The organism is Agrobacterium sp. V1 (genome assembly GCF_030518355.1).
Classification (GTDB): Bacteria; Pseudomonadota; Alphaproteobacteria; order Rhizobiales; family Rhizobiaceae; genus Agrobacterium; species Agrobacterium cucumeris.
The window spans coordinates 247,391-259,543 of record NZ_JAULSF010000003.1 but is presented as its reverse complement, the minus strand read 5'-3'; the positions used below and the strand labels follow the sequence as shown (position 1 = coordinate 259,543).

The window sequence follows — 12,153 nt, the reverse complement described above, 5'->3', positions numbered from 1 at the left end:
ACATGAAAGGCAACACCATGGAAACGTGCAACGAACACCGGCGCCAGGCGCTGAGGATAGAGATCTGGGAGAACGAAGGCGGCGCTCCCGTCTCCGATACGCTCGAGACTCAATATGGAAGACGGATCGAGAGGGATAAGAGCTGGACGATATACCATGTCTTCACCGGCGTGCCGGTGCGCATCGGCGGCCGCAGGCTGACCCGTCTCAGCATAGCGGAAGCGACCGACGGCATGCTGTCCCTCAACCGGCGTAACGCCCTGCGCAGGAAAGAACGCACGGGGAGCAAGTCATGACGCTCGCTTTCCCCAACACGGCCCGCAGTTTTGACGAGGTGCGTAAAGCGGTTCGCTTTTTCGGCCATGACGGCATGTTCGAAATCCGGTTTTTTGTCGAGGCCGAGGCGCTCGCCAAGGGCCGGGGACACGCCATGAGCATGTCGGAAGCCCAGTGCCTTTCCTCTTTCGACGCGATGCGCGTGGCCATCTACGCCGCGGCACAGAAGGTCTACGCCAAATCGCGTCGTAATATGAATATCCTGACTGCCTCCGACCTCGGCTAACCAGTCGCTGTGGATATTCCTTTCCCGAAAGTGCCTGCGCCACCAGGCGCGGCATCGCTGCCGCGCCTGGTGGTGATTTCATTTCACTGGCGGTGAAGCCTTTCCGAGCTTTACCGAAGGTTCCCGACCCCAGATACGAAGCTTGCCGAGGTTCGATACGAAGCCGGCGAGGCCTTCCTCCCCGCGGAGGGCAACGGTGCCCTCATCAAGAGCGTCGGCAATGCCGGCTTTTTCCAGCAAGGGTAGCGCCGACTGATCATAGCCGATGAACTTGCAGTGCTGGAAGGCATCGGCCACGAAGTCGCGCGCCGTTGCCTCATTGACCAGATCGTCTATCGCTTCGACGGAGGTCAGCAGTGCGACCGCATCGAAAAGAACGGACGACCCGCCATCGATCATGTGATGGGCCTTAAACCAGCTGCCATCCGAGGCAGTGACGCCGCCGACTTTCGGCGCGATCAGTTCGCAGACGGCTTTCTCCTTGGCAATCGCCGACATCAGGCCATTCAGCAGCTTGGCATCGACCCCATCGGTGACGAGGATACCGAGCTTGCGGCCTTCGAAGCGCTTGGGGCTGCGCTCCACAATGCTGAGCGCTGGTGAGGGCTCCAGATCCTGACGGGTCGGCATAGCCGCATCCGCCGGCTTCGGCATCGACTTTAATCCCAGCTTCTGCGCAACGGTGGTTGCCAGCGTCTCGTCGATGTTCATCAGATGCGACACCATGCGTTCGCGGATAACAGGTGTTTCCACCTTGCTCAGTTCGAATGTCAGGGCGGCGGCGATGTGACGCTGCTCGGGTGGTGTCTGGCTGATATAGAATTGTCGGGCCTGGCTGTAATGATCGGCAAAGCTCTCCGGGCGCAGCCGCGCCTTGCTTCCCTGTTCTTCGGCCGGGAAATGGCGATAGCCGCGGCGCGGCGATTCCCGCGGACCTTCACCAAACGAGTTCGGCTGGTAATTCGCCCTGCCGACAGGATTGCGCATTGCCATGTGGCCATCCTGCTGGAAATGCGCAAAGGGACACTTCGGCGCATTGATGGGCAGGTGGGTGAAGTTTGGCCCGCCAAGCCGTTTTAGCTGGGTGTCGAGATAGGAGAAGTTCCGGCCCTGCAACAGCGGATCATTGCTGAAGTCGATGCCCGGCGGCACGTTCTGGGTCATGAAGGCGGCCTGCTCGGTCTCGGCGAAGAAGTTGTCGGGCATGCGGTCAAGCACCAGCCGTCCGACCGGCTGCGGCTTCAGTATTTCCTCGGGGATGATCTTTGTCGGGTCGAGCACGTCGAAGTCGAAGCTGTCGGCAAAGTCCTGGTCGAACAGCTGCACCTGCAACTCCCATTCCGGGAAGTCGCCGGATTGGATGGCTTGCCAGAGGTCGCGGCGGTGGAAGTCGGGATCGGCACCGTTGATCTTGACCGCCTCGTTCCAGGCGACCGACTGAAGCCCCAGCTTTGGCTTCCAGTGGAACTTGACGAATGTCGATTCTTCCTTGGCATTGACCAGGCGGAAGGTGTGGACGCCGAAACCTTCCATGAAGCGCAAGGACCGCGGTATGGTCCGGTCCGACATGGCCCACATGATCATGTGCATGCTTTCCGGCGTCAGGCTGATGAAGTCCCAGAACGTGTCATGGGCGGTCTGGGCCTGCGGAAACGCCCGGTCCGGCTCCTGCTTGGCGGCATGGATCAGGTCGGGGAACTTGATGGCGTCCTGAATGAAGAACACCGGAATATTGTTGCCGACGAGATCCCAGTTGCCTTCCCGGGTGTAGAGCTTGACGGCGAAACCACGCACATCGCGCGCAAGGTCGGCCGAACCCTTGTTGCCGGCAACCGTTGAGAAGCGGACGAAGGCCGGGGTCTTTTCGCCCGCTCGCTGCATGAAATCCGCCCTGGTATAGGCGGAAAAGGATTCGTAGGTCTCGAAGAAGCCGTGCGCGCCGTAACCGCGTGCATGGACCACGCGCTCGGGAATGCGCTCGTGGTCGAAGTGGAAGATTTTCTCACGGAAATGGAAATCATCCACGACAAGCGGCCCTTGCGCGCCGATCCGAAGAGAATTCTGGTCGTCGGCAACCGGCCCGCCCTGAGCGGTCGTCAGCACAGGCGAGTCTGTTTCGGCCGTCTGGTGCAGCTCGCCGCCGGCGTCGCGCTCTAGCTTCTAGTCGTGAATAGTGACGGTCTCAGTCTTGTCTTGCGGTGATTTGCTGTTGGTGGTCTTGTTACTGTTGGTGGTCCTGGCCATGGTGTGGCTCCTGAACTGGAAGGGGCCTATCGCGGCCCGGAAATGAAAAAGCCGTCCTGAAAGGCGGCCCGAACAGAGTGGGCGGCTCACGCCATTTTCGGCTGGGCCTTCAGTGTCTGGTTTGCGGAAAAGCCGATGTCCCCGAGCATGTCAGGAAACACGTCGTGCAATGTCTTTTCCGCAGGCATCCGGGAATCCGATCAAATTTTGAGTGCTGGACTTGGAGAACCCTCGAACCGTGGCGACGTTCCTGCGGCGTCAAAATAATTCTCATCCCGCCGCATGCCTGCTCGCGCACCACGTCGGCAAGCCATTCACCGTCACGGAAACGCAAACGCCATCCAATTCTATTTGCAAGGGGGTGGAACCATGCGGCGAGCATAGTGTTTGCTGTGTGAGCCTGCTCGAAAGGCTGCAACGAGGAAAAAATCATGAAAAAACTTCTCTTGGCCGCAGCGCTTGTCGGCGCCTCGACGCTTGCCGCCTTCGCACAGACCACCCCCGCCCCTGCAACCGATGGGAAAACGCCCGCCGTGGCCACGCCCGAGACCAACAACCCGACAGCCCCTGTCGACGGCGCAAACAGCTTTACCGAGGAACAGGCGAAAACACGCCTCACGGAGGCCGGATATACCGATGTCACCGGCCTTATGAAGGATGACAAGGGTGTCTGGCAGGCCAAGGCCTCGAAAGATGGCAAGCCGGTAAGCGTGGCGCTCGACTATCAGGGCAACATTGTCGCTAACTAATTCAATCTTCAGGAGAATCCTATGAAGACCGTTACAGGACTTTTCGACGACTACTCCGATGCCAGCGCGGCCGTTAGCGCGCTCGAAGAACGCGGTGTACCATCCTCGGATATCAGCATCGTGTCCAACAATGCAGATGAACGCCACGGCAAGTCTACTAATGCCGCTGAAGGCGCCGGCACAGGTGCCGGCATCGGCGCCGCCGTTGGTGGCGTGGGCGGTCTGCTCACCGGCCTCGGCGTCATGGCAATTCCCGGCGTCGGGCCGGTGGTTGCCGCAGGCTGGCTTGCCGCAACAGCGGCGGGCGCAGTAGCCGGTGCCGTGGCAGGCGGTGCCGCCGGCGGGCTTATCGGCGCACTGACGGAGTCCGGCGTGCCGGAAGACCATGCTCATGTCTATGCGGAAGGCGTTCGCCGCGGCGGAACGCTGGTAACCGCGAAAGTGGAAGACAGCCTTTATGCGGACGCGCAGGACATCCTGCGCCAGTCCAACTGGGTTGATCCCGATCAGCGCCGTGAGGCCTATGCCAAAGAGGGTTGGTCACGCTTTGATGACACGCTGGATCCTTATGAGCCAGCTGAAATCGAACAGGAGCGTCTGCGCTACAGGCGTTAGACCTGACAACGAAGAAAGGCCGGCATCTGCCGGCCTTTTCTTTCAAATTCAAAGGGCAGACGAGAGTGCCGGTCGTCGCAACAGCATTCTCTGCAGACAGCAGGCGAGGGCGGTCGTAAAACACGGTTCAAAACGCTTCCGGAACGTATCATAAAGCTGGCGAGCAGTTCACTGGCAGCCCACTGCAAAAGCAAGCACCTGCTTTCTGCGGTGTTATTTCCGGAGGTCGTTGTTCATCGCCAGGAGATCAGTTACGATTAAACAAGCGCCAGAATACGAGCCGGTCCTCCTGTCCCGCCGCGGTGGGTTGGCGCGCCAACGACGATTGTCGCTCCCTTGATCGGTAACGCCTCAAGATTGTTCAGCCCTTCGATACCGTAGCGGCCGGCTGGAAGCCAAGAATTATGCACGGCGAAATCGGCAGAGTTGCCCGGATCCAGCGAGAGCGTGTCGACGCCAATCGCAACGGTGTCGCGTTCGAGCAGTAAATCGGTCGCCGACTTGCTGAAGCCGGGAAAGGCGAATTTTCCAGCGTCGTCATTACGGAAGGCGGGGCTCTTAACCTTTGTGGCCCAGCCAGAACGCAACGCCACGACGGCACCTGCGGGAATCTCGCCATTTGCGCTGATCCAGCGTTCTATATCCGCCGCCTCAAGGGTCGAATTGGCATCTTCCTTGGCGCGATCGGTGATGTCGATGATGACCAGAGGCGCGACCAGCTTTTGAGGTTCCAGCTGATCAACGCTGGCGCCATCGGCGCTGAAGTGGAAAGGCGCATCGATATGGGTTCCAGTGTGCTCGAAAACCGTCAATTTATGGAGTTGGTATCCGTCCTTGGCGATATCTGCTGACCATTCGAATTCTATTCCGGGCTTGCCATCAAATGTTGGAAAGGTTGAATCGTACACATGAGTGAGATCAACGACTTTGTGAGCCGTCTGAGCAAGGACCGGTTTCGCCAGGTTTCCCGCAGCCATCGCCACACCCGCAAAGGCCGCACCTTTGAACAGCATACGACGCGACAGCATGTTCTTCTTCACGTCTTCTATCACGCAGTGATTACACATCCCATCTTCCCTCCGTTACGAAATCTCTGTTCATGACGGTATCGGAAAACCCTGGTGAAGCAAGATTGGTCGTTCTCAAGGTCTCAGCTTTGGTAGAAAGACATGTTAAATCCACATCGGCGTCGCGGAGCCAGTTTTTGAATGTTGGCTTCCGTTCCCGGCGAAGAATTCCTGCGCATTTGGAAATAGTAACCGAGTCGGATAAGGCTTGGCACGGGTCTGCTCCCAACTGTCGCGGATCTTTTGAGGTTGGAAGTGACAGACGAATTACCCGGTCAACTTGATAGCCTGCATCGCGCCACCTTTGACTATTTCTGGTCCGGAAGCCATCCTGAGAGCGGGCTGCCCAGGGATAGGATGCGATCCGATGGTTCGCCGATCCATGAGATCACCTCAATCTCGGGTGTCGGGTTTGGTTTCCTCTCGCTCATCGTTGGCGTTCATCGTACGTGGATAAGCAAGCGGGACGCCATTGCGCGTGTGTGCCGTATGCTGGAATCTCTGGCTGGAGTGAAGCGTTTTCACGGCGCCTTTCCTCACTTCGTCGATACATCGAGCGGAAAAACAATACCATTTGCGAAATACGATGACGGTGGTGATCTTGTCGAAACCGCGCTTCTCGTTCAGGCGCTTATCTGCGTTCGCGAGTTCTTCAGCGGCGAGACATCCGAAGAGATTGGTTTACGCCGGTCTGTCACTGAAATAGTCGATGCCGTCGAATGGAACTGGTTTACCAGGGGAGAAACAGGGCCGCTTTTCTGGCACTGGAGCCCTCGGTATGCCTGGGCGAAAAATCTGCCTATTGTGGGCTGGAACGAGGCTCTGGTCTGTTATGTGCTGGCGGCAGGTTCAGTTGCGCATCCGATAAGCCCGGAGTGTTATCATTCCGGGTGGGCGCGTAGTGGCGCAATTCGGAATGGATCGAATTATCTCGGTGTGCGGCTGCCGCTTGGCGAGCCATATGGAGGCCCGCTCTTTCTCTCGCATTATTCGTTCTGTACGCTTGATCCACGAGGCTTGGGGGATGTTTACTGCTGTGATTATCTGGAGCAGGCTCACGCCCATTGCCAGATTAACTACCGCTACTGCCGAACCCGATATGCAATGGAGGTCGGATGGGGTCTGTCCGCCTGTGATGGGCCAAAGGGTTACGTCGTCAACTCTCCGACCAACGATCATGGTATCATCGCGACGACGGCAGCCCTCTCCAGCATGCCTTTTATGCCGCTGCGGTCACAACAGGCGGCGCTACGCTTCCTGCAATGGAGTGACAGCGCGCTCATCGGCCACTTCGGCCTGATGGATGCCTTTCAGCCTTCAATGGGCTGGGTCTCCGGAACGCATCTTGCAATCAATCAAGGCCCGGTGGTCACAATGATGGAGAACCATCGCACTGGTCTCATTTGGGATTTGTTCATGAATGCGCCGGAAGTGAAGAACGGACTGGCGCATCTGGGTTTTTATCAGGACAACTCTCATGAGGGGACGAAGGCGCATGAGGCTGGTAGATCAATACTTCGGGGCAATGCAATGTCGTGATGTGTGCCGAAAGGGTGCCGTTACCTTCAAGGATCGGAGCCGCGGCAAGGCACGCATCCCGAATTTCAGAGCACGGTCGACAATGCAATGTCACGACAGGGGGTGACGGCGCTGGCGCGGAGTTCGCGGTGGTCTATGACAGTGAGATGTTTCTGATGGAGATGGAAGAGGTTGGCAACCTGGCCATGAACCGAGACGGAACGTTGACATTGCCGAGCTGATTTGAAGCGCATCATCCGCCACTGATCTGACGGAAAACTGTATATTTGGGGTGAGTTACTCTTGATGAAAAATAAGTGGTTTTGGGTATGGCTCTCGACACTCGCGATACCGGTCTTCTCGCTGATCGTGGTTCAAATCGATACGAACTCTGGAGCCTCGATCGGCGGCGGCGGTTACGACCTCGGCCCGTTTCTATATTCTTGGCTGTTGATTATCGTCACAGGCGTGTGGTCGCTTTGCACTCTTGTAACCGCGCTAATTCTTCGTGATCGGGCGGCGAAGATACGAGCCTTGGGCTTGACCGCGATGGGTTCTATTACCTTCGTGACGGTCCTGCTCCTTTACCAAAATAACCTTTCATAGATTAATTGGAGAGTTAGCAGCTCAGACTTTTCCCGACAGAGCCCGAAAATTAATCAGGGCGTTCAGCGTCGGGTGGACGTCGATTGAAAGCTGTTTCAATGGTTTAGGGAGTTCAGATGTGGGGCTGGAGGGATGATGTTCCCGCAGCCGGCAAGCTAGTTTGACTAGAATGGCGGGAAGACTGGTTCGAAACCCTTCAAGGCGAAGACGGCTGGTTGATGATCGTATGCGCTTAAGTAGATCTAGGATGTATATCCCATTGACATATCCCAACTAAAAAGCTACATAGGCTACGTCCTTATTAGGCAATTCGGAGGTATCCAGATGGAGCAAGGCTCAGTATTCCAGAGCAATCGGAGCCAAGCAATACGGTTGCCAAAGGCGGTCGCTTTGCCCGATGACGTAAAGCGGGTCGATATCGTTGCGGTGGGACGCACTCGCATCATCGCCCCAGCCGGTGAAATCTGGGACAGTTGGTTTGAAGGAGCAGAGGCGACATCCGACTTTATGATTGAGCGCGACCAGCCTGCTTCGCAAGAGCGCGAGGCATTATAATGCTGAAGTACATGCTGGATACCAACATCTGCATTTTTACGATTAAGAATCGGCCTCAGCACGTGCGCGATGCGTTCAATCGCTCACACGATCAGCTTTGCATCAGCTCGGTCAGCCTAATGGAATTGATTTACGGAGCGGAGAAGTCAGCTAGTCCAGAAAAGAACCTTTCCGTTGTGGAGGGCTTCGTGGCGCGCCTCGAAGTGCTCCCATATGATGATTTCGCGGCAAGCCATTCGGGTCAATTGCGAGCAGAATTGGCGCGCAGTGGAACTCCTATTGGCCCATATGATCAATTGATGGCGGGGCATGCGCGCTCGCGTGGACTGATTATAGTCACCAATAATCGCCGTGAATTTGATCGCGTACCCGGATTACGAGTGGAAGACTGGGCCGCTTAGTTTCAAATATTGATCGCCTGCCGGATTTCCGCAAGCATTCCACCACCGGGTCGTCGCACCGTATCCCATCAATTGCGCGGTTGCGGAATGGCGGGGTCGGTGGTTCGTATCCTTTCAAGATCAGAAAAAGGCGATCCGACATTGTGCTCCATGACGGTTGTGGTCCATTCCGGAAGATGGCCTTGCGCCCTCGTTCCGGCCGTGCGAGCAGCGATTGCATCATGCTACCCTGCTCCTGGGATAGGTTGGGTACACCGTTCGATGATCTCAACCTGAAGCTCGCGATCCCATCCAGCCTGATCGGCAAGACGAATAGATTGTCGGCGTACTGAAGGAGCTTGAGGCGCGCGCCGGTCTCGAAGCTTTGCTGCAAACACGGCATCAACGATGCCAGCATTTATAAGCGGAAGGCCAAGTTCGGCGGTATCGACGTGTCCGAAGCCAAGCGGCTGATGCGAAAGAAGCGGTAACGCCCGCAGCGAAGTGACGCGCCGTTGCGCATCTGATGGACCAACAGCGGATGAGCGAAGGGCGGTCATGTATGGCCATCGGCTTTTGCCGGATGACGATCTGTTACGGAACGAGATGCGATGACGATCGCAACCTTCGGGAACGAATGAAGGCATTGACGTAGGCTTTGGGTATCGCCGCACTCACGGGCTGCTAAGGCGCGAGAGGCACCTTGTGAACCGCAAGATGATCGTTGATGACAGCGGCAGCGAGTTCACCAGACAACGCGATCCTGCAATGGACAGATCGGACTAGGGTGGATCGGCACTATATCGTGTCGGGCAAACCTATCCAAAACATCTTCATAGAGAGCTTCAATGGATGGCTGTGAGACGAGTTCTTGAATAAATGCTCTTCTCGTCACTGATCCATGCCCGATCTAGGTGTTTGATCCCGACATGTCATGGCCTGGGGTTCGAATGAAGATTTCCGGCTTCGTCTCGCTGAGTTGGCGGATGGCTTCGTAGGGTGTTTTGAATCGTAATGCCTTGAGTTGTTTGGTGTAGTTGTAGGCCAGCATCCAGTCCCGGACATGACGCCGCAAGTCAGTGATCGAGGTGTAGTGAAACGACTTAACAGTCGCGTCTTTGATCGTTCTGACCATGCGTTCAGCCTGCCCATTCGTCCATGGATGATTGGGCTTGGTCTGACGATGCTCGATATCGTTCGCTGCGCATACCGCACCGAAAATGTGATCGACGAACCCACGTTCTGTCCGTTTGTCATGCTGCACGAATTGGACGCCGTTATCCGTGAGCACTGTGTGGATCTTGTAGGGTACTGTTTTGACCAAGGCCTTGAGGAAGCTGGCTGCTACAAGCTTTGTCGCCTTGCGATAGATTCTAGCGACGACGATCTTCGAAGTGCGATCGACTGCGACGAAGAGGAAGGCCTTGCTATCCTCGTATCGCAGCTCTGCAATATCGATATGGAAATAGTCGATTTCGTAGGATTTGAACCGCTTAGGCTTTTCACGATCCGCCTTCGGCAGACGGGAGATACCGTGGCGCTGCGAGCAGCGGTGAAGGCTCGAGCGCGATAGATGGGGGATCACATCTTTCAGTGCGATATAGACGTCGTCCAATGGCAACTGAGCTTGAACTCTCAATGAAACGATTGACGCCTCTTCGAGTGCCGACAAGACCGTACTTCTGCGCTCCTTTGGACCCATCGCGCCGTCCTCGACACCCGGTCGAGATCGCCATTTCCTTACGGTTTTCTCGTCGATGCCGTACCGCCGCGCGAGCGCCGCGGTTGGAGCTTTCGATCGCTGTAATTCTGCTCGAATGGCGTGCGTGGTCTTGGCGCTGCCGTGAAGAAATTGGCCCATAGAGTTTCCCTCTGTGATCGCGGCAATGATACGCCATCACACTGCGGGACTAAACACTTAGTGCGTATGAGCCGTTCGACACGATGCAAACCGTAAGAAAAGCCCTCGGTAAGAAGATCATACCGGGCATGGCGGCTTGCAGCACGGTTGCACTGCGAAATTACTTATCGGATACCTCACATAGCTCCCGCTGCACCCGGCCAGTAATACGACGCCGGCAGGGCGCGCGCGCCGAAGACCGCCTGACCGACACGGACAATGGTTGCCCCTTCTTCGACCGCCCATTCAAAATCGCCCGACATGCCCATCGAGAGGTCGCCTAAAGCTGCGCCCTGCGGCGCATCGGAACGCGCGCGGTCGCGGATGTCGCGCAGGAGGCGGAAGCAGCGGCGGACCTCCGTTTCCTCGGGCGTGAAGGTTGCAAGGGTCATGAAACCCCGCGGGCGTATTGCGTCAAATGCCATCAATTCCTTGAGAAAGGGTGCCACGGCATCGGGCGCGAGACCAAATTTGCTGGCTTCGCCTGATGTGTTGACCTGCACCAGAACGTCCAGACCACGTCCAAGAAACTGCAGGCGCTTTTCAAGCGCTGTCGCCAATGACAGGCGATCGAGCGATTGCATCTCGGAGGCGAAACGCAGGACATCCTTGACCTTGTTGGACTGAAGATGGCCGATCATCGACCATTGCGCCGGTTCGCCGGAAAGGGCTTCGGCCTTGCTGCGCCCTTCCTGCACCTTGTTTTCACCGAGATCGCTCGCTCCGAGCCGGATGGCTTCACGGACGCGCTCGGCCTCGATTGTTTTTGTGACCAGTACAAAGCGGACCGCTTCGGGTGGCCGGCCGGCACGCGAGGCGGCGGCGGCGATCCGGGCCGTGACGCTGGAGAGATTGGCCGCAAGCGTGCCCTCAGGTTTGGAGGTGTTGGTCATGCCTCAGCCAGTCCGCGTGTGTTTGAATGTTCGGTTTCGTATTCAAAGTCGAGCTCCCTCAACCATTCGGCGAACATCCTGCGGGCGGCTTCGCGCAGCGCTGGTCCGTGACGCAGGGCATCCCTGCGCATGGTGCGCGGATCGATCCCCGCATTCGCCAGTTCAGCGGCGTGGCCGACGAGCCATTTTTCAAGCCCGGAACCAGCATCAACCTCGGGGTGGAACTGAAGCGCCAGGACATTGCGGTCAATCGCGAAGCCCTGTGTTGCGCAAAGAGGCGTTGTTGCCAGATTGACGGCTTCCCTCGGGGTTTCGAAGGTATCACCATGCCAATGCAGCATGGCGACGCCCTCAAGATGCCGCAGTGGCCCCAGTCGCCCCGCATCGGTCAGCGTCACTTCCGAAAAGCCGATTTCCTTGTAGCCCATAGGTTCGACATTGGCGCCGAGTGTAGCCGCGATCTGTTGCGCGCCGAGGCAGATGCCGAGGATCGGCCGCCCGGTGTAGAGGCGATGACGGATCAAGGCCCGTTCTTCGACAAGAAAGGGATAGGCCTCGGTTTCGTAAACACCAACCGGACCGCCCAGTATGATCAGCAGATCCGGCTCCGCCGGTTTGAAGGTTGCAAGATCCACCTCGCCCAGATCGCAATAACGCAGATCGTAACCGGCTTCGTAAAGCACGCTTTCGAAACTGCCCAGATCCTCGAAATGAACGTGGCGAATGGCTGTTGCAGTCCTCGGCATCATCCTGCTCCCGGTATCAGCGAAGGGCTGCAAGATCGGCACCGTGGTTTATATGATAGACGGTGCCTTCGATGACGAAAGCCGGCACGGACTTGACGCCCGCCCGCTCGGCTTCCGCGAGGCGAAGCTTGTTTTCTCCCAGATGAACGATCTCGACGTCGAATTGGCTTTTATCGAGGAGGGCTGCAAAGCGCTGTTCGGCATCAACGCAGACGGGGCATCCGGCATGGTAGAATATTGCTTTCTCGGCCATCGTATTTTCCTTTCGATTTCATCGGAGCGACGGGGTTGTCGCGCCGGTATCTGCCATGCAATAAA

At 57.2% G+C, this 12,153-nt stretch carries 13 protein-coding genes and 3 pseudogenes; 9 read left to right on the top strand and 7 right to left on the bottom strand.

The genetic code is table 11. From position 1 onward, the window contains the following. Nucleotides 1–2 precede the first annotated feature (2 nt). A complete protein-coding gene (locus tag QSV77_RS24830; protein WP_142174885.1) occupies nucleotides 3–296 on the top strand; it encodes a hypothetical protein in 294 nt (97 codons plus the stop codon). Continuing rightward, nucleotides 293–562, top strand: a complete 270-nt coding sequence (locus QSV77_RS24825) for a DUF1488 domain-containing protein (RefSeq protein WP_302735509.1) — start codon at nucleotides 293–295, stop codon at nucleotides 560–562. The genes QSV77_RS24830 and QSV77_RS24825 overlap by 4 nt, the downstream gene beginning before the upstream one ends. Before the next feature lie 78 nt (nucleotides 563–640). Here the strand turns inward: QSV77_RS24825 and catE are convergent. Further along, nucleotides 641–2,806 (bottom strand): annotated as a pseudogene (gene catE, locus QSV77_RS24820) (catalase C). 431 nt (nucleotides 2,807–3,237) lie between these two features. On the opposite strand from catE, the gene QSV77_RS24815 reads away from it, so the two are divergent. Next, nucleotides 3,238–3,555, top strand: coding sequence for a PepSY domain-containing protein (locus tag QSV77_RS24815; RefSeq protein ID WP_302735508.1), 318 nt, complete (start codon nucleotides 3,238–3,240; stop codon nucleotides 3,553–3,555). 21 nt (nucleotides 3,556–3,576) lie between these two features. Then, entirely contained in the window at nucleotides 3,577–4,170 is a 594-nt protein-coding gene (locus QSV77_RS24810; protein ID WP_113083552.1) for a general stress protein, read from the top strand. A 257-nt stretch (nucleotides 4,171–4,427) separates the two neighbouring features. On the opposite strand, the gene QSV77_RS24805 is transcribed toward QSV77_RS24810, so the two are convergent. After that, the gene (locus QSV77_RS24805; RefSeq protein WP_302735507.1) at nucleotides 4,428–5,237 is read right to left on the bottom strand and encodes a cyclase family protein; all 810 of its coding nucleotides are present in this window, start codon (nucleotides 5,235–5,237) and stop codon (nucleotides 4,428–4,430) included. Between the two features lie 357 nt (nucleotides 5,238–5,594). On the opposite strand from QSV77_RS24805, the gene QSV77_RS24800 reads away from it, so the two are divergent. Further along, on the top strand, nucleotides 5,595–6,776 hold the full coding sequence (locus QSV77_RS24800) for a glucoamylase family protein (protein WP_302735546.1): 1,182 nt from the start codon (nucleotides 5,595–5,597) through the stop codon (nucleotides 6,774–6,776). 65 nt (nucleotides 6,777–6,841) lie between these two features. Here the strand turns inward: QSV77_RS24800 and QSV77_RS24795 are convergent. Further along, nucleotides 6,842–7,021 (bottom strand): annotated as a pseudogene (locus tag QSV77_RS24795) (IS6 family transposase); the annotation flags it as partial. A 40-nt stretch (nucleotides 7,022–7,061) separates the two neighbouring features. On the opposite strand from QSV77_RS24795, the gene QSV77_RS24790 reads away from it, so the two are divergent. The 4 genes and pseudogenes from QSV77_RS24790 to QSV77_RS24775 all read left to right on the top strand — a co-directional run. Then, nucleotides 7,062–7,361, top strand: a complete 300-nt coding sequence (locus QSV77_RS24790; protein ID WP_302735506.1) for a hypothetical protein — start codon at nucleotides 7,062–7,064, stop codon at nucleotides 7,359–7,361. Between the two features lie 324 nt (nucleotides 7,362–7,685). Beyond that, nucleotides 7,686–7,916, top strand: coding sequence for a type II toxin-antitoxin system VapB family antitoxin (gene vapB / locus QSV77_RS24785; RefSeq protein ID WP_271363628.1), 231 nt, complete (start codon nucleotides 7,686–7,688; stop codon nucleotides 7,914–7,916). Beyond that, nucleotides 7,916–8,317, top strand: coding sequence for a tRNA(fMet)-specific endonuclease VapC (vapC, locus tag QSV77_RS24780; protein WP_302735505.1), 402 nt, complete (start codon nucleotides 7,916–7,918; stop codon nucleotides 8,315–8,317). Before vapB ends, vapC begins: the two co-directional genes overlap by 1 nt. A gap of 316 nt (nucleotides 8,318–8,633) precedes the next feature. Further along, nucleotides 8,634–9,155 (top strand): annotated as a pseudogene (locus QSV77_RS24775) (transposase); the annotation flags it as partial. Nucleotides 9,156–9,206: 51 nt separating this feature from the next. Here QSV77_RS24775 and QSV77_RS24770 read toward each other — a convergent pair. The 4 genes from QSV77_RS24770 to QSV77_RS24755 form a co-directional block, all read right to left on the bottom strand. Then, nucleotides 9,207–10,157, bottom strand: a complete 951-nt coding sequence (locus QSV77_RS24770; protein WP_302735504.1) for an IS481 family transposase — start codon at nucleotides 10,155–10,157, stop codon at nucleotides 9,207–9,209. A gap of 176 nt (nucleotides 10,158–10,333) precedes the next feature. Next, complete coding sequence (locus QSV77_RS24765; protein ID WP_302735503.1) at nucleotides 10,334–11,089, bottom strand: YggS family pyridoxal phosphate-dependent enzyme; 756 nt, start codon at nucleotides 11,087–11,089, stop codon at nucleotides 10,334–10,336. Further along, entirely contained in the window at nucleotides 11,086–11,835 is a 750-nt protein-coding gene (locus tag QSV77_RS24760; protein WP_302735502.1) for a glutamine amidotransferase, read from the bottom strand. The genes QSV77_RS24765 and QSV77_RS24760 overlap by 4 nt, the downstream gene beginning before the upstream one ends. 16 nt (nucleotides 11,836–11,851) lie before the next feature. After that, the gene (locus QSV77_RS24755) at nucleotides 11,852–12,088 is read right to left on the bottom strand and encodes a thioredoxin family protein (RefSeq protein WP_302735501.1); all 237 of its coding nucleotides are present in this window, start codon (nucleotides 12,086–12,088) and stop codon (nucleotides 11,852–11,854) included. Nucleotides 12,089–12,153 lie beyond the last annotated feature (65 nt).